This is a genomic window from Paenibacillus sp. YIM B09110 (genome assembly GCF_037167145.1).
In the GTDB taxonomy this organism is placed as follows: Bacteria; Bacillota; Bacilli; order Paenibacillales; family Paenibacillaceae; genus Pristimantibacillus.
This window is the reverse complement of record NZ_JBANSP010000006.1, coordinates 45548-66980: the sequence shown is the minus strand read 5'-3', so window position 1 is coordinate 66980 and position 21433 is coordinate 45548. Positions and strand designations below refer to the sequence as shown.

The window sequence follows — 21433 nt, the reverse complement described above, 5'->3', positions numbered from 1 at the left end:
GAGCGATGTGGAGGACAGTTGCGCGAAGAATGATTATTATGGTTCCCCAAATCATCTTGCTGAGCATTCTCGTATTTCTAATGGCCAAGGCGATGCCGGGAGACGCTTTGACGGGTTTGATCGACCCGAGCATTGATCCGGCGGCGATGGAGGCGCAGAGAGAGAGGCTCGGGCTTAATAATCCGTGGCAGGTTCAATACTGGGATTGGATTACGAAAGCGTTCCAAGGCGACTTTGGCCAATCGTTCCGCTTCAAGATGCCGGTCTCCGATCTAATTGGGCAGCGGATGATGAATACGATTTGGCTGTCGATTGTTACGCTGATTCTGACTTATTTGATCGCCATTCCGCTTGGCATTACGAGCGGCCGCTACAACGATACATGGGCGGATCGCTTCATAACGGGTTATACGTACTTGGGTTTCGCAGCGCCGCTATTCATATTCGCCTTGTTAATGCTATGGGTATTCGGTTTTCATTTCGGATGGTTCCCGACCGGCGGGAGCGTCGAGCCAGGCATGAAGCCGGGGACGCTGGAATACGTGCTGAGCAAGTTCTATCATTTGCTGCTGCCGGCCTTGTCTATGGCGCTTATTACGACGGTCACGACGGTACAGCTGCTGCGGAGCGAGATTATCGACACGAAGCAGAAGGACTTCATCGTAACGGCAAGAGCGAAGGGCGCGTCGGAGTCGCGCGTGTATAACCGGCATATTTTGCGAAATTCATTATTGCCTATCGCCGCATTCTTCGGATACGAGATTACGGGCCTGATCGGCGGCACCGTATTCATAGAGAGCATCTACAGCTATCCGGGCATGGGGGAGTTGTTCCTCAGCTCGATCTCGCTGCGCGACTTCAGCGTCGTTACCGCGCTTGTGCTGCTGTACGGGGCTGCGTCGATCATCGGTGCATTACTGTCTGACATCACATTAAGTGTCGTTGATCCGCGCATTCGGATCAAATAACAGCCAACGTGCATAGGGGTGGGCCTATTGAGGAAGACATACGCCAATATATCGCATGCAAGCTTGGAGAACAGAAGCCCCTCGAGCTGGAATATTGTGTGGCGCGAGCTCATTCGGGACCGAATGGCGTTCGTATCGCTGCTCTTCCTGGTGCTGGTGATCGCGCTTGTCTATGGGGTCTCTTTCGTGCTGGATCAAGAGCAGATCGTATCGATCGATCTATTCGCGCTTAAGAAGCCGCCCTCGGCCGAGCATTGGCTAGGTACCGATTACGGCGGACGCGATGTATTCGGCCAGCTCATTATCGGCACTCGCAATTCCTTGTCGATCGGCATTATTGTCACGTTGCTCACGGGGTTAATCGGGGTACTGATCGGTCTCGTATCCGGTTACTTCGGCGGCACTGTCGATAACATTTTCATGCGTTTCGTCGATTTTTTCATGATCCTGCCTACGCTTATGATCGTTATTGCTTTCGTAACGGCAGTGCCCAAGTACAGCATTATTTCCTTCTCGCTTATTATGACGGCTTTTCTATGGATGGGCATTGCAAGGCTCATACGCTCCAAGGCGCTGCAGGAGAGAGAGCTGGATTACGTGCAGGCGTCCAAGACGCTTGGCTCCTCTCCTATGAAAATTATGATGACGCAAGTGCTGCCCAACTTAAGCTCGATCATCATCGTGACGATGACTCTTAACTTGGCGGCCAATATCGGACTCGAATCCGGCTTGTCTTTCCTCGGTTTCGGATTTCCCGAGAGTACGCCGAGTCTCGGAACGCTCGTCAGCTATGCGCGAGATCCGCAGACGCTGGAGTCGAGATGGTGGATATGGTTACCCGCATCGTTCCTTATATTGGTTCTGATGTTGTGTATAAATAACGTCGGTCAAGCGCTTAAGCGGGCGACGGACGCAAGACAAAGAAAAGGATGACGAGGAGGAGAAGTTGTTATGAAGAAGAGGTTACGATCTACAAGGTTGGCATTGCTTCCGATGCTGCTCGCGCTGTTGGTATTTGTTGCAGCCTGTTCATCCGGCAACGGGAACGAGAAGAACGAGCCGACCCCGGCGGATAGCAGCAACAAGCCGTCCCCTACGGAGGAAGTGAAGGAAGCAACGCCGGAGCCCGATGACGGACTATACTCCATAGAGGATTTCAGCAACGTGAAGAAAAACGAAGGCACGGCGATCGAGAACGGCTCGCTGACGTTCGGCCTTGTATCCGATACGCCGTTCGAAGGCACTCTTAATCCGGTCTTTTACTCGGGCGATCCCGATTCGCAAGTGCTTGCTTGGTTCGATGAGTCGATGCTGACTTGGGACGAAAGCTACGTCTTCACGAATAACGGCGCAGCCACGTACGAGGTGTCGGAGGATGGCCGCACATTCACGTTCACGATCCGCGACAACGTGAATTGGCATGACGGCAAGCCGGTAACGGCCGCGGATTGGGAGTTCGCGCATCTCGTCATCGGCGATCCGAAGTACGACGGACCCCGCTACGATTCCACGTTTACGAATATTGTCGGCATGAACGAGTATCACGAAGGCAAGGCTGATAAGATTTCCGGCATCGAAGTCATTAACGACAAGCAGCTCAAGATTACGTATATCGAATCAACACCGTCCTTGCTGACGGGCGGGATATGGACGTCTCCGCTGCCTAAGCATATTTTCCAAAGCATTCCTGTCGATAAGATGTCCGCATCGCCTGAGGTGCGCGAGAAGCCGATCGGCTTCGGTCCGTACAAGGTGGAGAGCATCGTTCCAGGCGAATCGGTCGTGTATACGAAAAACGCGGACTACTGGCGCGGCGAGCCTGGACTCGAGAAGGTTACGCTGAAAGTCATTAATCCAACGACAATCGTACAGCAGCTCGAGAGCGGCGGCGTAGATCTCGTCGACTCGTTCCCTGTTGATCAATACCCGGACAATGCGGGCATGTCGAACGTCGAGTTCCTCGGCAATGTTGACCGCGCCTATACGTACATCGGCTTTAAGCTTGGCACATGGGACGCGGAGGGCGGCAAGGTTGTGCCTAACCCAAAAGCGAAGATGGCCGATATTAATCTCCGCAAGGCGATGTGGCATGCGGTCGACAACGATCAGGTCGGCAAGCAGTTCTACCACGGCTTGCGCTGGAACGCAACAACGCTTATTCCGCCGTCCCATCCGGAATATCACGATTCGTCGAATGCGGGCTTAGCGTACGATGTGGATTTGGCTAACAAAATATTGGACGATGCCGGTTATAAGAAAAACGGCGATTTCCGCACGAATCCGGATGGAAGCGAGCTGGTCATTAACTTCATCTCCATGACTGGGGGCGACATTGCTGAGCCGCTTGCGCAATATTATGTGCAATCGTGGAAGGCAATCGGGCTTAATGTGAACCTGGAGATGGTCGAGTTCAATACGTTCTATGACCGTGTCGGCGCTAACGGCGAGGACGATCCGAAGGTAGACGTGTACCAAGGCGCATGGGCGGTTGGCATCGACGTCGATCCATCAGGCTTGTACGGACGCGAAGCGATCTACAACTTCCCGCGTTACGCGAGCGACAAGCAGGACGAACTGCTTAAGAAGGGCTTGTCGAAGGAAGCGTTCGACGTCAAAGTGCGCCAAGACATTTATAAAGAATGGCAGCAATTAATGGTAGAAGAAATTCCGGTATTCCCGACGCTGTACCGCTCGGTGCTCGTGCCTGTCAACAAACGCGTACTCAACTATGCGATCGGCGACGGAACGGATCTTTATTTGTACCAGGTTGCAGTGTCGCAGGATAAGCCGTTTGTTGCCGAGTAATAAGCCGTTATGAAGAACGCCGGCCTGCTCCATTCGTGGAGAGGCCGGCGTTTTATTCTCTTGAACGAAATAACAGGAATATATACCGTTAATATGGCTCTTCTCGGTAGTATTCAAGATATAGACGGATATTCTCCCGTTATTATCGCTGCTTATCCCTGGAACAGGTGATATCCGGCGTAATTAGCAGGAGGAATTTCCTCTATTTTAGAACAACTCGGCAATCGGTTATAGAGGAATCCGATATTCAGAATACTCCTCGATGATATGCTCGCCCTGTTGGTAGATCCAGCGGAAGGTGAATTCGTCGCCTGCATAGCCAGTACGGCTTCTAATATCCGGAAGGATGATGCTCTCGAAGTTAGCGACAATCGTTTGTTCGATTTCCTTCAGCCGTTCCGTGTTGGCGATGCTTTGCTGCTCCGCTTCTTCATCGGATGAAGCAGTTTGGCTATAGTAAGCAACCGTGACTTCATGGTCGCTGAGTTCCTCAGGCAGCGGATGTCCCGATCCGCGGAAGATTTCCCTTACCGTGTCCAGCCAGTCTTGATGCAGGCGAATCGTTATGTTGTATTTCATCGTTGATCTCCTCTCGGCTATAAAGGTCAGTCACTTTTCATGTTTTATTATTTTAACATAATCATCAGGGTATCGCAGAGATTAGCGTGAAACATATAACGGAAAAGCGCCGTCTGATAGTTTGAGGTGATTGGATTGAACAAGAAGCTAGCGGCGGTTATTGTTGCTGTAGCCGTATTATTTTGCATAGGGGTCGTGAAGCCAGCCAAAGTATTCGCATGCTCGTGCGCTATGGCGCAATCCGGAGAGTCGCAAGTGAAGGAAGAAATGGAGCGGAGCACCGCGATCTTCGCGGGTAAAGTGCTTACGGTGAAGCCGCCTCCAGAGAAGGAAATCATGTCGTCCGCCGATCCGGTTGAGGTGCAGTTCGAGGTATCCGAGGTGTGGAAAGGCGACGTGCAGGAGCGTACGGCAGTGTATACGGCGCTTAGCTCGGCAAGCTGCGGCATTGAGAATTTCGTAGAAGGTACTGAATACATCGTATCGGCGTATGACAACAAGGGTGCGCTTCATACGACCCTATGCAATATGACGAAACCGATATCCGCGGCAGGCGAGGAGCTGAAGGCGCTTGGAGAAGGAAAACAGCCGAAGCCGATTGCGCTGATCGTTAAGAAGGAAAAGAACGAGCAAACCGAGTTGCCGTTAAGCGCAGATGGCGCAGCACCGCCAGATACGGCGGCAGATGACGAAACAGCTTCTGTTCGTACAGGTTCAATCAACTATGCGTTAATAGCTGCTTCGGTGCTGCTCATTGCCGCGGTAATGATTATGTGGGTGAGAAGAAATCGCAAGCAATAAGGATAAGTTGGGGGATAGTCCGGGATACCGGGCTATCTTTTTTTATATTATTACAGTCCTATGTTCAGTTGCCAAAGTAGCAAGTTGTAAGCTATCATACTTAAGTTGTGCTTAAAAAGACAGAGGTGCAATAACGACTACTTATATTAGAAAATAGAAAAGAGAGAGAGAAGCAAACGGATATGGATATGCAGATGAATCATACTGTCCAGCAGGGGACAAAACCTGCGGGATCAATCATGGCCGCAGTGTTATCGCTAACCCTCGGCACCTTCGCGTTCGGAATGACCGAATTTGTCATTATGGGCTTGTTGACCAATGTTGCGCAGGACTTGAATATTTCGATCGCCAGCGCCGGTCAGCTGATTACCGGTTATGCGCTGGGCGTAGCAATCGGCGGTCCGATTATGACCGTGTTTACACTTCGCATGCCGCGCAAGCAGCTGCTCTGCGCCTTGCTCGTCATTTTCATAGCAGGCAACGCGCTTGCGGCTCTCGCGCCTAGCTACTCGGTGCTTATGGTGGCGAGAGTGCTTACGTCGCTTGCGCACGGCACGTTCTTCGGCGTCAGCTCGGTAATCGCAGCTGGACTCGTAAGCCCGGAGAAACGGGCTAGCGCTATCGCATTGATGTACATGGGGCTTACGGTTGCCAATATTATTGGCGTTCCGCTTGGCACTTATATCGGTCAGCAATACGGCTGGCATTCGACCTTCGGCATCGTCTCCGTTCTTGGATTTCTAGTTGTGGCGGGAATTCTGTTGTTCGTGCCGAAAGTGCCGCATAACCGCAAAGTAAGCATTGGCAAGGAATTGAGGATATTCGGCAATAAGCAGGTGCTGCTTGCTTTCTTCGTAACGGTATTCGGGTTCGGCGGCGTATTCACGGCATTCACTTATATCGATCCGCTGCTGCAGGAAATTACCGGCTTTAGCGAACAATATGTCACGGGGATCCTTATTTTATTCGGGATCGGGATGACGGTCGGTAATTTGGTTGGCGGCAAGCTGGCCGATTGGCGGTTAATGCCGGCTTTGATAGCCTGTCTCGGGTTTCTAGCCGTCATGCTGTTCATCTTCTTCTTCGCGGTGGACAACAAAGTGATGTCGGTCATTACGATATTTATATGGGGCATAGCTTCGTTTCTGATCGTGCCCGGCTTGCAAATGCGCATAATGGATATGGCGAAGGACGCACCGACGATGGCTTCTACGGCTAATCAATCGGCCTTCAACCTTGGCAATGCGGGAGGAGCCATTATAGGCGGTCTTGCCGTGAACGGAATTGGCCTACATCATGTGCCGTGGATCGCGGCGATTGTGACGATAGGCGGACTTGCCTTAACGGCGATCAGCTACAGGCTGGAACTGAAGCAAGCTGGCGAGACAGCTTAGACTATAAACAACAAAGCGGCATAAGAGAACAGGACGAGGCAGATCATGAGAGCTGCGGCAGTCCTGTTCTTTTTAATTTTTAGCATCAGGTACTACACATAGTTGGTACTATTCGCGCGGGGAGGGCACTGGTATATTCATAGCAAATAGAGCGCAGGAGGCAAGAACCGGCGCACTTCATCCTATGAATGAGAAGAGGCGAGCGCGGTGGAACAATGCCAGGGTCCAAATAAAAATATTTATGTGCTGTTGACGAATACGGGTACGCTGTTCACGAGACTCATTAAGGCGTTTACCGGCGCTCCCTATAATCATGCATCGCTAGCGTTTGACGCGGAGCTTAACGAAGTATACAGCTTCGGACGCAAGAATCCGAACAGTCCGCTGCTGGCGGGTTTCGTCAGAGAGAACGTGTACGATGGCGTATATCGCAGTCATCCAGGGACTAGCTGCACGCTGCTCCGCTTGAGCGTGACTGATAAGCAGTATTCACAGATAAAGCAATTTGTGTCTAACCTAGCTCAGAATAAGGACGATTACCGTTATAATCTGCTCGGTGTTATTAGTATTTTGCTAAAGGTTGATTATAATCCCCGGTATGCGTATTTCTGCTCGCAATTCGTGGCTGAGGCGCTGAACGGAGGCGGTCGAGAGCTATGGGAGCGTCCATCCCGAACAGTGACGCCTGATGATTTCCGTCAGCACATCGAAATGGAAGCTGTTTACGAAGGTCTTTTGTACGACTATCCGCTGCTTGATGAGCATAAAGTCCGCTGGGCGCTTGCGAATCGGATAAAGCCGGCTAAGGCTGCTACAGTTGCTATGGAATAATCTGCTCGCTAAAAAGAGGGTTTTTATGCCATTTGTCGAAATTCATCGAATGAATTTCTATTTGGAGAAAGCAAACCCACTATCGTACTTCAGAGCAGGAGAGGGAAAACAGCATGATTAACTGGTTTCGCAGAAAGCTGATTGGCCGGATTTTGGTCGTAATGGCGGCAGTTATTGTACTCATCGTTGCAGGCAATAGCGCCATTCAACTGCACAACACAGGCACGGCGGTAGAAGGTGCGATTAGTACCTACAACATGAATATCGCACAAAATTACGTGACGCAGGTTGATGTCGACAGCTACGCCGATTTTATCCAGGATCCACAGGAAAATGAACGGTATTGGAAGCTCCGCGAGGAGCTTGATCGATTCCGGCTGTCCATTGGCGCGCGTTACGTCTATTTCGTGAAGGTGGAGGCGGATAAGGATCCGCTGCTGCTTATAGACGGAAGACCGAAGGGCGATCCGCTTGCATCGCCAATTAATGAAGTTACCGATATGCCGGCATCGGCTATCAAGCTTGTGCTGGATGGACAAGCTGCCAGCTCTGATCTTATTGATAATCCGGAATACGGGACATACATATCTGCATTCGTACCCATGATGGCTGCAGACGGTACGTTCATCGGAGCGCTTGGCATTGATACCGATGCTTCCGTTCTGCATCAGCTTACGAACGAAGTAACGAAGGATAGCATACCGTTATATGCGGCCATGCTGCTCCTTGCTCTAGCTGCGCTTGGCGTTATTATGTGGTTCATCGCGAGAACGCTTCGGCCGCTTCAGACGATTACGGCGAGCGCGAACAAGATGGCGACGGGCGATCTTGCGGAAGCGAATCGAATGCTGCTGGCGCATCCCGTGAAGTCAATCGATGAGATTGGCAGCGCGTACGAGGCGATGCTGCTCATGTCGGGTCATCTGAATGATAAGATCGGCGACATCGTCTCCAAAATCGCACACACATCGGATGTTGTCGCCTATTCTTCCGAGACCTTCTCCAGCCATGCGGACCAAATCTTAACGATGGGCGAGAGTGTGAGCGGATCCATTCGTCATATTCATGAAGGCGCTTATGCCCAAACGCAGAGCGCTCAGGACAATGCCGTTGCCATGGAGGAAATGACACAAGGTATAATTCGAATATCGGAGTCGTCGGCAACCGTATCGGATGCCGCGGTACAGGCGCTGCATACGGCGCAATCCGGTCAGACGACCATTAATGAAATGAACAGGCAAATGCTTAGCATATCCGAGACGGCGCAAGAGACGTTGAGTATTGCGAAATCTCTACAGCATTACACGAGCGAGATCGAGGGCTCGTTAGGCGCAATTAGCGAATTTGCCAATCAGACGAAGCTGCTCGCGCTTAACGCATCGATCGAGGCAGCGAGAGCAGGCGAGCATGGGCGCGGTTTTACCGTTGTTGCGGCGGAAGTCAGGAAGCTTGCCGAGGCATCAGATGTAACGGTACGGCAAGTGACAGCGCTGCTCGGGAATATTAGCAAAGAGACGGGCCGAATCAGTGAACAGATGGATAGAGCTGCCTCGGAGATTGGGGCGGGGGCGCGCTTGTCGCAGGAGGCGGAGCAGGCCTTCATTCATGCCGTCTCGGCGTTCCATCTCGTGACCGATCAAATTATGGAAGTATCTTCGACGGTAGAGCAGATGTCCGCAGGCTCGGAAGAGGTGGCGGCTACCGTAAGCACTATGGCCGGCGTGGCCGGTGGCGTATCGGAGCAGACCAAGCAAATTCAAGAGCTGACGGAGCTGCAGCTGGAAATGATTAAGAAGGTATATGACGATTCCATCGAGCTGAAAAGCAATACATCGCGCATGAGAGAGGCAATCTCGCAAGTAAAAGTATAGTCGGGCTATTAGCGCGAGAGTCTCGCTGGAAGACTCTGTTCTTGCCTACTGAGGCAAGTCGCGCTATGCTGGGAGAGATACTAGATTGTAGATGTTTTTCTCACTACATACGTTAGGAATAGATAACCTATGACGATTGGTTTTTTTGATTCGGGTATTGGCGGGTTAACGGTATTATCGGAGGCGCTGCGGCGCCTTCCCGCCAACGATTATTTGTATATGGCCGATACGCTTCACGTTCCTTACGGCACGAAGCCAATGGAAGAGGTAAGAACCTATATTGTTGATGCGATCGAGTCGATGGTAGATGTAGGAGTTGATGCTCTTGTCATTGCATGCAACACAGCGACAAGCATTGCGGTAGCGGAGCTTCGCGAGAAATATTCATTCCCCATCGTAGGAATGGAACCGGCTGTTAAGCCTGCGGTTGAGATGAATCGGGCTACGGGCAAGCGGGTACTCGTATTCGCGACGCCGCTCACGCTGCAGATGCCTAAATATTATGCGCTCGTGTCCCGTGTGGACGAAGAGGGGATTGTCGATTCATTGCCGCTGCCTGAGCTCGTCGGCTATTGCGAAAGCTTGCAGTTCGATACGGAACTGATGCGAGAGTATTTCCGTGGCAAGCTGGCAGGTTATGATTTGAACCAATACGGCATTATCGTGCTGGGCTGCACGCATTATCCGTTCTACCGCTCTATCCTAAGACAGGTGCTTCCGCCCCATATTCAGATCGTTGATGGCAATGTAGGAACGATTAAGCGGCTAACGGCGCTAATGAATCGGTTCGGCATAGCGGCAAGACATGGAAACGGCAGCGTAAGATTCATGTGTACGGGCGGAGAGGAAGCTTATCTCGACAAAATGCGTTCCGCTTTAAACTTCTATCAGGAGCAGTACATGACGACGGAGCTGTAAAAGAGAATAGGCCGAGCGAAGCGGACATAAGCGTCCTTGCTTCACTCGGCCTATTTTATTACCACATCAGAATGTTTAAGTGCTTTACAGCGATAAAGCGTAAAGAAGACATTCAGATTGGCGATAAAAACTTCTTTGCTTCCGAAGCGAGTTTGCTACGCAAACTTGTAGGTCGCTCACCCTCGAATTACTTCGACAGGAGTTTTTCTCATTGCTCCAGCCCATTCACATTCAGCACAACCGGACAATGATCGCTGCCCATAATTTGGCAGTCAATCTGTGCATCCGCAAGCTGCGGAACAAGCCTTGTTGAAGCAAGGAAATAGTCGATACGCCAGCCTACATTCCGCTCCCGTACTTTCGGCATATAGGACCACCAGCTATAGACGTCGCTAAGGTCGGGGTAGAAATGTCTGAACGTATCAACGAAGCCGCTGTCTAGCAGCGTCGTCATCTTGCCGCGTTCCTCGGCTGTGAAGCCGGAGTTGCCCATATTCGGCTTCGGATGTTTCAGATCAATCTCTTGATGGGCAACGTTCAAGTCGCCGCATACGATGACGGGCTTCGACTCGTCGAGCTGCTTCAAGTAGGCGCGGAAGCGTTCCTCCCACTCCAGTCTGTAATCCAGCCTAGATAGGTCCCGTCTTGCATTAGGCGTATACACATTCACTAAGTAAAATTGCTCAAATTCAAGCGTAATGACGCGCCCCTCGAACTCCTCGTTTTCTTCCAACCCATAGCGGACGGAGAGCGGCTTCAGCTTGGAAAATATCGCTGTTCCCGAGTAGCCCTTCTTCTCGGCATAGTTCCAAAACTGATGATAGCGCTCGCCGATCTCCAGCTTAATTTGCCCCTCTTGCAGCTTCGTTTCTTGAATGCAGAACAGATCCGCATCCGTTTCGTTGAAGTAATCGATAAATCCTTTGCCTACGCAAGCCCGCAGGCCGTTAACATTCCAAGATATTAGTTTCATTATGAGTGCGCTCCTTACCGTGCGATTGTTGCTTTGCCCTAGTATAACATAAGTGGCGCTGAAATCGCTTTAGTCTAGCAGACACTTGTAGTATGATGAAGCTAACAGAACAGGTTCGGAATAGGAGGATTGTCGTATGGTGCAGAGCAAGACCGTCGTGGAATTGGATACGGATCGAATCGTACAGGAGCATCGCCTTTTTTTCCATAGTGGAGCTACGAGGAGCGTTGCTTTTCGGTTGGAGCAGCTGGGGCGTCTGAAGGATGCGATCGTTCGAAATGAGAGGCTGCTATTCGATGCGTTATATAAGGATCTTCGCAAAAGCGAGATGGAAGCATACGCGACAGAGATTGGTTTAGTTCTCGATAGTATTCGCTATACGATGAACAATCTGAAGCGCTGGGCGAAGCCTCAGAAGGTGAAGACGCCTCTGTTTCTCATGCCGTCCACGAGCCGGATATTAAGTGAGCCCTACGGTACGGTTTTGATTATAAGCCCTTATAACTATCCGGTATACTTGTGCATCGAACCGCTGATCGGAGCCATTGCCGCAGGCAACTGCGTCGTGCTTAAGCCGTCAGAGATGACACCTAACGTATCGGCGGCGCTTCTGCGTATCATTACCGAGACATTCGATGAGGCATATGTGCGTATCGTCGAGGGAGAACGCGAGGTTACGAGCGCTTTGCTGGCGGCGTCCTTCGATTATATTTTTTTCACAGGCAGCGTGCCTGTCGGTAAAATCGTCATGGAAGCGGCCGCTAAGCAGTTGATTCCGGTAACGCTTGAGCTGGGCGGGAAAAGCCCGGTTATCGTTGATTCATCGGCTAATCTGAATGTTGCGGCCAAACGTATTATTTGGGGCAAGCTGCTGAATGCGGGGCAGACCTGCATTGCGCCCGATTATGTGCTCGTCCATGAGGATGTTAAAGATACGCTTGTTATGAAAATGAAAGAAACGATAGCCGCATTTTATGGCGCCAATCCTGGATTAAGCCCGGACTTTGGGCGCATCGTGAACGAACGGCATTTTCACCGCTTGGCTGCAATAATCGATCAGGATCGTGCGAATGTCATTGCAGGCGGCGGAGTAGACAAGGCTGATCTCTATATCGAACCTACTCTGCTTGCGGCAAAGTCATGGGACGATGCGGCGATGTCGGAAGAAATCTTCGGGCCGATCCTGCCTATATTGCCTTTCCGGCAATTGGAAGAAGCGATCACGCAAATTATTGATCGTCCGAAGCCGCTTTCGCTTTATTTATTCACGGAGAGCAAAGCGGTGGAGCGCGAGGTGCTTGAGCGCGTATCATTCGGCGGCGGCTGCGTGAACGACACGGTTATGCATGTATCGAGCGCCTATATGCCGTTCGGAGGCATTGGTCATTCGGGCCTAGGCGGTTATCACGGCAAGTACAGCTTCGACTTGTTCTCGCATAAAAAAAGCATTTTGAAGAAAAGCACGAGGATCAGCATTGAACTGCCATACCCGCCCTATAAGGATAAGATGAAGTGGTTGCGTAAGCTGCTGAAATAGATTGGATTGATAAGAAGCCGGAAAGGTCTCGTAAAGAGCATTCCGGCTTCTTATTGTTATTAGACAGACGCGTCCTAGGTGATGAAGAAAAGGATACCCGATAGGATTCGCTTATACTATACTAATTGGTAATAATGGAAATGAGGAGAGAGTCGCAATTGGAGGAGAGTCTTGGATTCAGCAGCTTGAATACTCGGCAATTGCAAGATCGAATCTATCGATATTGTGTGCGGATAACGGGGGATACCTGGGAGGCTGAGGACTTGAGGCAGGAGGTCCTGCTTAAGCTCTTCAAGGCTGTGGAGATACAGCCCTCTCGTGAGATTACCAATGCATATATGTATCGAATCGCCCTTAACGCATGGCGGGATAAGAAGCGAAAGCAAGGCTCGATTCGGCTAGAGGCTCTTGAAGCCGCTGGACTTGATAGGGGCGAGCCGGATATGCGGCTGGAGACGCGGGAGCTTCTGGAGACGTTAGCTGACCGGCTATCCCCTCGCGCACTCGTTATTTTGCTGCTCATGGATGCGTTCGGGTTTACGGCCAGGGAGACGGGAAAGATGATCGGCGCAGCTGAAGGAGCGGTACAGGTCACGCTCGGCCGTGCGCGAGCCAGACTGAAGAAGCTGGCAAGCCAGCTTTCTTTCGATAGAAGCGGAAGTGTCCCGGAGCGGACGAAGGTTGAGCAAGCTGAATTCGGGCGGCTGGACTTCGAGGCATTGGTTGAAGCGTTCCGAAGAAGGGATGCGAAGGCGATATGCCTTTCCTATCGGGGTCTGGTACAGCAGCAAGCTTTCGTCAGCAATGTTCGGCTTGTTGGCGGCAAAATATATTTTCACTTTACTGACCCGGATGGAAATCGATTTATGGTGACGGGCTAATTGTTAGAGATTTATTTGGTGCTCTGTTTGGTTTTTGAATCGGCATACGTTTATTTCATGTAGGTCTAACCATAATAGGATATTAGAGGAGCGATAGCGATGGCGGTTAAAAATCTCCGTGGAATCATCATAGTCTATTCGATGCATTCGATCCGGATGGCCATATGATCTGTCTTATTGAAGTTACGCCGATCGAACAGAAGCAGCATGCGCTAATCGAATAAGCGGAGGGGTTATTGGAATGAATATGAATTATTATAATACGTTCATAACGGTGGCGGCGGATTGCCCGGCAGAGACGGGGATCATCCCGCCTGATAAGAAGGACGGCAGGACAAAGCCCAGCCTGGAGTACGAGCTGGCGGCAGGGCAGCCTTATCAATATACGCAAGAGGAGCTGCTCTTTGAAGTGCATGTGCGGCATAAGCAGATAGCGGATGAAGAGCTGGAGGAACGACGTCAGGAGTTATGGGATGGTTTTTTCGGCAAATCGCAGGCTTGTCTGCGCGCATCCATGCTGCCGAAGAAGTACGGCTGGGGCATACATTTCGACGGTGCCGGCAAGCTGGCGCTGATTCCGAAGGAGTCGGAGGCCTATCAGCAATACATCGAGAATGAGAATGGCGAACTGAAGGTTGTAGCGGCGATGCGGAGCAGCAGAGGAAAGTGAGATAGACGGCAGAATGAAAACGATTATGCCAATAGCGGAATTTAGTCGAACTAAAAGGCAGTTTCAGCTCGTAAAAGTTAAAACCACCGCATTAGCTTCATGAAATCGAGCTAATGCGGTGGTTTGATTGTTCTGTAGCGAAAGATCGATAGGGCACGATTCTTACGAATAGAGCTAGAAATAAGCTCTATTCCGAAAATTTTAGTGTATTTGAGTAAATAGGGATAGAATTTAGCGCTATTTTCCACTGTACCATCAGTATGGACCGCATATGGCGATATTTCCGTCAGAATAAAGCTAAAAACTAGCGCTATTCCACTAAATTCGGGTGTGATGAAGTAAAATAGAGCTAAAATCCAGCTCTATTTCCAATATAACCAATGTAAGGGGCTCCTGCTGACGTGTGCCAATGCCAATCTACTTGTATTCGGATAATTAAGCCATTATGTTTTCTCTTTACCATGCCGGATGAACAGCCATACGCCGAAGAGAATGAAGACGCCGGCGGCGAGCTGATAAGCCGACAACGATTCTTTCAACAGCCACCAAGCGAGCAGCGAGGAGATGACTGGTTCGCCGAGTACAGCCATGGATACAGCTGCGGCGTTCATATATTTGAGCAGCCAGTTGAATAGATAGTGGCCGAATAGGGTTGGTACAATGGCCAGCAGCAGGAACAACCCCCACTCGCGTCCGCTGTAGCCGGTAAATGGGTTGCCTAACACGACATTGTACAAAGCAAGCGATGTCGCGGCAAGAAAGAAGACAGCAAAGTTGTAGACGAAGGCGCTTATTTCATTCCGCAGCTGCTTGCCGACGAGCATATGGACAGCAACTGCAGCAGCGCCAAGCATGGATAATACATCGCCAAGCAAGGCGTCGCCCGAGAGGCTGAAGTCGCCTGCTCCAATGAGAATCGAACCGATTAAAGCAATCCCGAGTCCCCAAAGCATCATTCGATTCGCCTTCGTACGGAACAGCCAGTACGAGCCGAGCATGACGAGCAGCGGTTCAAGGGTCAGCAAGACGGTGGAGCTGGCAACGGTTGTGAGGCGAAGCGAAGCCATCCATAGCAGGAAATGAGCGCCAAGCATGACGCCCGATAAGGCGAGCAAGCGCCATTGCCGAGCGCTAAGCCGCATGAATTCATGCCTGTACTTCCATACGAATGGGAGCATGAGCAAATTGGTCAAGTACAGCCGGTACATCGCGATGACCGCGACGTCCGCCTCTGACCACCGAACGAATATAGATGAGAACGATATGGCAATAATACCAACGATATATAAAAGATCGTAGATGGCGTTGCGCGATATTGGTTTTGCTAGTGCGATGTCAGTCATGATAGTCGATTCTCCGATGCTATTGCTAGTGCGGTACTTGCTCTATTAAAGTCCATTACACATTTTGGCTTGTCTTTGGTTGCTTCGCCTTCTCCACCTCAGCGGCAAAATACTGCTGAAGCTCCGCGACTTTCTTCTCATCTGTCAGTACGATCTTGTCCTTCAGAAAATGCTCCATGAGCACTTCCCATTCCGTAGGCGCCTTGCGCTGAATCATTGAGCGAATCGCGTTCTTAACGAGCCGGCGTTCCTTGGCGTTCGTGTGCATATCCTTGTATTGCTGCTTCAGGTCCATATCCAAATGGGCAATAATTTTGCGAAGCACCTCGCCGGTCATTCTTGCATCATCAAGCGCGCGGTGGGCAGAGCCTTCCGCCGTAATGTCCAGCTCTTGAAGCGCCGTCTCGACACTGACGTCGTTCGTTACATTCCGGAAGCGCAAGTAGCCTTTAAGCAGGTCGTAATAATAGAGGCTTGTCCAGAAACCGTCATCGAGCTTATGCATCCGAGTATCAAGCACGATTCGCTTCATATCTTCTCCGCCCCAAGTGAACAGCAACAGATCATCGCTTTGCTTCAACCAGTCGTTGAATCTGGTTATGACGGCCTTGAAGCCCTCAGCTGTGTCGATGTCCTCTTGCGGAATGCCGGTCTTCTTCTTAATGAAGCTATTTAATTTGGAGAAGTAGACAGGCTTGATTAGCGATGAGAATTCATCCTTGAACCGCAGGTTCTCATCTAGACGTACCGCGCCGATCTCGATCACTTCCATAGGAAGCTCGCTCGCGAATTTGCGGCCGTTAAATTCAATGTCCAATATAATGTAATCCAAAGTATGTGTCCCCCGTTCTATGCTCGTGATTCCCATTTTAACAGAAAAGGCTGCTATACAGTAATATTGAAATTATGGGCGAGAAGATAGGCTCTAAGAAATAGAAATTTCCCCCTGTAAAAGAGGATCGTGCACCGAGTGGCTATGCGCTGCAGGTTTATAATGAATGCGTAGGCAACTTATCCATTATCCATCAATGACGGGGTGAATTATCGATGAACATTTCGATCGGCGGCTATTCATTCAATAACACGTATTTGGAAGGCAAGATGGATGTATTCGGTTATTTGGAGACGATCAAATATCGCTACGGCTTGGACGCGGCGGATTTGTGGAACGGCTTCTTCATCGATCGCGAGAGCAAACCGATTATGAAACTCGCGGACGAGAGTTATATTCGCAAAATAAAAGAGGCTTTGGACGAGCGTGAGCTGCGGCTCGTTAACTTCGCCGTAGACGGGGCTCATTTATGGGATCCTGATTCCCATATGCGGGAACTGCTGTATAACAACGCGCTAACGCATTTGCGCGCAGCCATCATTATGGGCGCGGAGACGGTACGTATCGATACAGGCGGCAGTTACACGGAATGGGAAACGATGAGCGAAGAGCAATTCGACTATACGGTTTTGCGCTATAAGGAGTTTTCTCAAGTAGCGGCAGACAATGGTTTCAAGATTGGTCCGGAAAACCATATGGGAGCGTCGCTTCTCCCGCGCGAAATGAAACGGATCGCGGAAGCGGTCGACCATCCGGCGTTCGGATTTCTCGTTCATCTTGGACGCTGGAAGGCTGATCAAGCGGATGGCGACCGTTTGGTAGCGCCATGGGCATACCACACCCATTTCGACGCGGCGACTGCCGCAAGAGAAGATGCGATTGAGACGATTCGAATGATGGCGGCAGCGGGCTATACCGGCTATTGGGGCATTGAACAAAATGCGCAGGGTAATCAGTACGCGGAAATCGAGCGTTTGATCGGCTTGGTGAAGAAACTGCTGACGGAAGCTTAACATGCAACTATGGAGGGTGAAACAAGGATGACGAACATCCGTATCGGAATTATCGGCGTAGGTCAAATCGGCAAACAGCATATTGAGAAATATAGCAGCATTCCGGGAGCGGAGCTCGTTGCGGTCTGTGACGTTAATCTGGCTGAGGCCAGCCGAGTGGCCGAGCAATACGGCATTCCGCATGCTTATTCAGATTTCCGTGAACTGCTGCAACGTGACGACATAGATGCAGTAGATGTATGTCTGCACAACAACTTCCATGCCCCTGTTACGATAGCGGCGCTGGAAGCGGGCAAGCATGTTTATTGCGAGAAGCCGATCGCAGGAACATATGCGGACGGCAAGGCGATGGTCGATGCGGCTGAAGCAAGCGGCAAGCAACTGCATATTCAACTATTCACGCTGTATCAGAAGGAGACGAAAGCTGCTAAGACACTGATCGACGGCGGCATGCTTGGCAAGCTGTACCATGCGCGTTCGACCGGCTTCCGCCGGAGAAACCGTCCTTATGTGGACGGTTACGGCACGCCTTATTTTACTCGCAAGGAGACGGCAGCGGGAGGCGCATTGTTCGATATGGGCGTATATCATATCGCGCAAATTCTTTATCTGCTCGGCAATCCCGCGGTGGAGCGGGTTACGGGCAAGCTTTATCAGGAAACCGATATGCTCCCGGAGCGGAGAGAGAAAAGCGGGTTCGACGTCGAAGAGCTCGGTACGGGTTTCGTCCGGTTCGCTGACGGTCTGACGCTGGATATTATCGAGGCGTGGGCCGTGCATATGGGCGATTTCGAAGGCAGCAGCATCGCCGGATCAAAGGGTGGAGTCCGCTTGCCGAGTGAACAAGCAGGCGGGGGAACAAGACCGTTTACCTTCCATAACACGGTGTGCGATATGGACATGGACAGCACGCTTGACCTGGATATGATGGACGTGCGCTGGCATCGTATTCGCGACAATGAGGATGCTTATGATTCGTCGCAGGCGCATTGGATTGCTGCGCTGCAAGGCAGAGTTCCTTTGCTGCCGACTGCCGATATTGCGCTGCGCACGATGCTTATCAGCGAAGGCATCTATTTGTCGGATCAACTAGGTCGGGAAGTGACGGCGGAGGAAGTGATTGCATCTTCCAGGTCAACCGCCGTTCCTTTATAAAGAATGGGTACGAAGGTTAAGCAATCCTACAGTGTGATTAAAGGATTCAATTTTTTCATTTACGGCGCTTTAACGATCTATAGCACTTATTTTGCGCTATATTTGAAGTCTATGGGGTTGTCTACGCTTGAGATCGGTGCTCTAATGGCGGGAGGACCCATCGTATCGCTTGTTGCCAATCCGTTCTGGGGATATGTCAGCGACCGCTTTCGGAACTTGCGTCTAACTTTAATTTTGATGTTAGCAGGCAGCATGATTCTTATGCAATTCGTATTTCTATCCGAATCGTATACGTTTATTTATGCGTCAATGCTGCTTTTCTTCTTTTTCCAAATGCCGTTGTTCTCGCAGAGCAACACCTTGATATTGAACAGTATTGAGGGCACCGATCAAAGCTTCGGGGCTTTCCGGTTATGGGGTTCACTCGGCTGGGGCATTATGGCGCTAGCGGCGGGGCCGGTCATCGGTCAGATCGGTATTGAACGTCTATGGATCATATACACCGTTATGATGCTGTTCTCGCTGGTCTTCGCCTTCGCCCTGCCGCGCGGCGAGGCGAAGAACTCGGGTGCAAGAGCGGGCAAAGTAAATTATCGCTCCTTATTCGCAAGCCGGGCATTTTTCATCTTCCTGTTCGTCGGATTAGTGTTGTCGATTCCGAACTCAGTGAATACGACATTCGTCGCCTTATATATTAAGGAATTGGGCGGAGGAGAAAGCCTGGTCGGATGGTCGGCCTTTCTATCGTCGATCTTCGAGATTCCGATCTTCCTGCTGCTGGACAGGTATTTGAAGCGTAACGTACGCTCGATGCTGCTTTGTCTCGTCGTTATTAGCTGTCTGTTCTCATTAAGATGGTTCTTGATGGCGGGAGCGGCAAGCGCGATGCAGGTCATTTTCATACAAATGCTGCACTGCGTCACATTCGGCGGCTTCTATTACATCGGAACGCAATTGACTGTATTATTGGTGCCCGCCGAACTGCGTTCATCAGGTCAAGCGGTGTACGCGCTCACTTGGGGAGGGTTGTCGGGTATGGCAGCCGGCTTCATCGGTGGCCTGATGTTCGAGCAATCGGGAGCGCAGTCCATGTACTTCATCTGCGGCGCGTTGTCTGTACTTGGTATTATCGGGTTCTCCTTGCTGTACGCTTTTGTGCGAAGACTGCAAGAGAATGCGAAGAGCGGATCGGCAACTGCCGAAGCATCGCAGTTATCACGGTAATCCACTTTCAGCCCATGCAACCTTCGGTTAGCTTTTGTCGTAAATCGTTTATCTCGACGAAGAGCAGAACTTCAATCTGCAGCATGTGCTGACGCGCGGAGAAGGCGCTGTGATTCTTCATCAGACGATTCGGTTAATGGAAGCGCACCAAGCGCAGGAGCAGCAGGCGGAACAGCTGGAAGCATGGCACTGAAATATAATCTCGCTTCCTTGAGCAGCTTGGCTGCTGAAGGAGCGGGTTTTTTTGTATTTTCCTAAATAAATCCAAAAGTAATGTCGATGGATAAATAAAGAGATTTTATAGCGAAAGCATTGGAAGGAGTTCGACTATGGAGAGAATATCGGGTCAGTCGGCAGGAAGATCGTCATATCGGGCAGCAAACGGAAATGATCACAAGAGTGTTGCGGATAAACGGGTATCAGACTTGATGAAGCAATCGAAGCAATTAAGCGAGCAAATTGATTCCGTTAATCTAAACAAAAACCTGGATAGTAAAATACGAATGGAGCGGGTCAATGCGCTTCGGGAGCAGATGCAGCAGATTGAAGCGCAGATCAGCCAAATTCGAGCGGAGCAAATAAGCAAGCAACAGGAGAAAGACGAAGAAAAAGAGCCAAATCAAACAACCGCTAGCAATCAGAGCGACATGGACGTTGTCATCAAAATAAGTATCAACTACGACCAGGTAAAGGCGATGGACAAAACAAAAGGACAAATGGAACGGGATTCGGATACGCTCAAAAACAGCATTCGCTCCGACCGTCATTTATTGGAGATTAATACGACTGCCGATGCGGCAAGCAAGTCCGCGATGAAACAGAACCTAGAAGAAACCGTCGTTAAGGCCAAACAGGAAACGATTAATAAAATAGAAAGCAACCTAGATAAATTAAACGGTAAAATCGATAAAGCCTACGAGGATATTAGAAAAACGGTAGAGCAAGCAAGAGAGGAAGACAATAAGGCAGAGGAAACAGATGCTTCGGAAGAAGTGGAAAACGAAACGAAGATAGAAGAGGAAGAGGAAGAGGCTGCTAAAGATTCGACCTATGAAGAGCTTGTCGCCGAGGAAGAGAAGAAGGAAGAGCGGAGATCGGGACGATCGATCGATATAAGAGTGTAAAAAGAAGCGGACGCCGGTTGTTGACGGTGTCCGCTTTATTTCGGTTACCGTGCTTTTCTCATTCGAACAATGGCTATTAAGATTGTGCCGAATAGAATGACGAGCGATACCGGCAGCAGCCAAATGCCTAACCCCGAAGATAGTCCAGCCGTATGCTGAAGGGTTGACCATTGAATGTAACCGAACAAGACGACAATTTCGAGCTTGATCCAACTTAGGAGCAATAGGGATAGACGATACTGGGCTTCGGCGTTCTGTTCTGTAATTGGCACAATGTAGTTGAAATGATGGGGGATGCGCCGCAGCAGCGATAGTCCGACATACAGCATAAGGGCGATGAGCGGCAAAATGAAAAGCGTTACCCGGTCTCCCCAACCATCAGCCTCGCCGCGGGCGTTGAAGTGGATAGGAATTGTGGTTGGGAGATTGGTCCATTTGATAAGCATGTAAAAGAAAGAAAATATCAGAACTAAAATGCATACCCAATCCATCCATCGTTCCATACTAGATTTGG

The 21433-nt window shown here is 50.4% G+C and carries 20 protein-coding genes; 15 read left to right on the top strand and 5 right to left on the bottom strand.

Annotation, left to right across the window (positions count from 1 at the left end; all coding sequences use genetic code 11):
• Positions 1-5 precede the first annotated feature (5 nt).
• Genes opp4B through V8F51_RS11165 form a run of 3 tightly spaced genes read left to right on the top strand, consistent with a single transcriptional unit; the run spans position 6 to position 3773 of the window.
• A complete protein-coding gene (opp4B, locus tag V8F51_RS11175) occupies positions 6-968 on the top strand; it encodes an oligopeptide ABC transporter permease (RefSeq protein WP_337100300.1) in 963 nt (320 codons plus the stop codon).
• Positions 969-1016: 48 nt separating this feature from the next.
• The gene (locus tag V8F51_RS11170) at positions 1017-1901 is read left to right on the top strand and encodes an ABC transporter permease (RefSeq protein WP_442956423.1); all 885 of its coding nucleotides are present in this window, start codon (positions 1017-1019) and stop codon (positions 1899-1901) included.
• A gap of 18 nt (positions 1902-1919) precedes the next feature.
• Positions 1920-3773, top strand: a complete 1854-nt coding sequence (locus V8F51_RS11165; protein ID WP_337100298.1) for an oligopeptide ABC transporter substrate-binding protein — start codon at positions 1920-1922, stop codon at positions 3771-3773.
• A gap of 228 nt (positions 3774-4001) precedes the next feature.
• Here V8F51_RS11165 and V8F51_RS11160 read toward each other — a convergent pair whose 3' ends face one another.
• Entirely contained in the window at positions 4002-4352 is a 351-nt protein-coding gene (locus V8F51_RS11160) for a hypothetical protein (RefSeq protein ID WP_337100296.1), read from the bottom strand.
• A 135-nt stretch (positions 4353-4487) separates the two neighbouring features.
• Between V8F51_RS11160 and V8F51_RS11155 the strand changes: the two genes are divergently transcribed.
• The 5 genes from V8F51_RS11155 (at position 4488) to murI (ending at position 10167) form a co-directional block, all read left to right on the top strand.
• Positions 4488-5153: a hypothetical protein gene (locus V8F51_RS11155; protein WP_337100294.1), complete on the top strand. Its 666-nt coding sequence runs from the start codon at positions 4488-4490 to the stop codon at positions 5151-5153.
• Between the two features lie 194 nt (positions 5154-5347).
• Complete coding sequence (locus tag V8F51_RS11150) at positions 5348-6547, top strand: MFS transporter (RefSeq protein WP_337100293.1); 1200 nt, start codon at positions 5348-5350, stop codon at positions 6545-6547.
• A 207-nt stretch (positions 6548-6754) separates the two neighbouring features.
• Entirely contained in the window at positions 6755-7378 is a 624-nt protein-coding gene (locus tag V8F51_RS11145) for a hypothetical protein (RefSeq protein WP_337100292.1), read from the top strand.
• A 113-nt stretch (positions 7379-7491) separates the two neighbouring features.
• Positions 7492-9249 (top strand): methyl-accepting chemotaxis protein, encoded by a 1758-nt coding sequence (locus V8F51_RS11140; protein WP_337100291.1) that lies wholly within the window; start codon positions 7492-7494, stop codon positions 9247-9249.
• 129 nt (positions 9250-9378) lie between these two features.
• Positions 9379-10167: a glutamate racemase gene (gene murI / locus V8F51_RS11135; RefSeq protein WP_337100290.1), complete on the top strand. Its 789-nt coding sequence runs from the start codon at positions 9379-9381 to the stop codon at positions 10165-10167.
• Between the two features lie 208 nt (positions 10168-10375).
• Here the strand turns inward: murI and V8F51_RS11130 are convergent, their stop codons facing one another.
• Positions 10376-11140 carry an exodeoxyribonuclease III gene (locus tag V8F51_RS11130; protein ID WP_337100289.1) on the bottom strand — a complete coding sequence of 255 codons (765 nt, stop codon included), beginning with the start codon at positions 11138-11140 and terminating at the stop codon, positions 10376-10378.
• Positions 11141-11276: 136 nt separating this feature from the next.
• Here V8F51_RS11130 and V8F51_RS11125 point away from each other — a divergent pair, with 136 nt between their 5' ends.
• The 3 genes from V8F51_RS11125 (at position 11277) to V8F51_RS11115 (ending at position 14228) form a co-directional block, all read left to right on the top strand.
• Positions 11277-12677 (top strand): aldehyde dehydrogenase, encoded by a 1401-nt coding sequence (locus tag V8F51_RS11125; RefSeq protein ID WP_337100288.1) that lies wholly within the window; start codon positions 11277-11279, stop codon positions 12675-12677.
• Between the two features lie 134 nt (positions 12678-12811).
• On the top strand, positions 12812-13558 hold the full coding sequence (locus V8F51_RS11120; protein WP_337100287.1) for an RNA polymerase sigma factor: 747 nt from the start codon (positions 12812-12814) through the stop codon (positions 13556-13558).
• A 241-nt stretch (positions 13559-13799) separates the two neighbouring features.
• The gene (locus V8F51_RS11115; RefSeq protein ID WP_337100286.1) at positions 13800-14228 is read left to right on the top strand and encodes a DUF6157 family protein; all 429 of its coding nucleotides are present in this window, start codon (positions 13800-13802) and stop codon (positions 14226-14228) included.
• A 443-nt stretch (positions 14229-14671) separates the two neighbouring features.
• Here V8F51_RS11115 and V8F51_RS11110 read toward each other — a convergent pair whose 3' ends face one another.
• Complete coding sequence (locus V8F51_RS11110) at positions 14672-15571, bottom strand: DMT family transporter (RefSeq protein WP_337100285.1); 900 nt, start codon at positions 15569-15571, stop codon at positions 14672-14674.
• Positions 15572-15626: 55 nt separating this feature from the next.
• Positions 15627-16403, bottom strand: a complete 777-nt coding sequence (locus V8F51_RS11105; protein WP_337100284.1) for a 3'-5' exonuclease — start codon at positions 16401-16403, stop codon at positions 15627-15629.
• Positions 16404-16618: 215 nt separating this feature from the next.
• Here V8F51_RS11105 and V8F51_RS11100 point away from each other — a divergent pair, with 215 nt between their 5' ends.
• The 4 genes from V8F51_RS11100 to V8F51_RS11085 all read left to right on the top strand — a co-directional run bounded on the left by V8F51_RS11100 (position 16619) and on the right by V8F51_RS11085 (position 20919).
• Complete coding sequence (locus tag V8F51_RS11100) at positions 16619-17416, top strand: sugar phosphate isomerase/epimerase family protein (RefSeq protein WP_337100283.1); 798 nt, start codon at positions 16619-16621, stop codon at positions 17414-17416.
• A 27-nt stretch (positions 17417-17443) separates the two neighbouring features.
• The gene (locus V8F51_RS11095; RefSeq protein ID WP_337100282.1) at positions 17444-18571 is read left to right on the top strand and encodes a Gfo/Idh/MocA family protein; all 1128 of its coding nucleotides are present in this window, start codon (positions 17444-17446) and stop codon (positions 18569-18571) included.
• A gap of 3 nt (positions 18572-18574) precedes the next feature.
• A complete protein-coding gene (locus tag V8F51_RS11090; protein ID WP_337100281.1) occupies positions 18575-19795 on the top strand; it encodes an MFS transporter in 1221 nt (406 codons plus the stop codon).
• A 329-nt stretch (positions 19796-20124) separates the two neighbouring features.
• On the top strand, positions 20125-20919 hold the full coding sequence (locus V8F51_RS11085) for a FlxA-like family protein (RefSeq protein ID WP_337100280.1): 795 nt from the start codon (positions 20125-20127) through the stop codon (positions 20917-20919).
• Between the two features lie 44 nt (positions 20920-20963).
• Here V8F51_RS11085 and V8F51_RS11080 read toward each other — a convergent pair whose 3' ends face one another.
• Entirely contained in the window at positions 20964-21410 is a 447-nt protein-coding gene (locus V8F51_RS11080) for a DUF1648 domain-containing protein (protein WP_337100533.1), read from the bottom strand.
• Between the last annotated feature and the right edge of the window lie 23 nt (positions 21411-21433).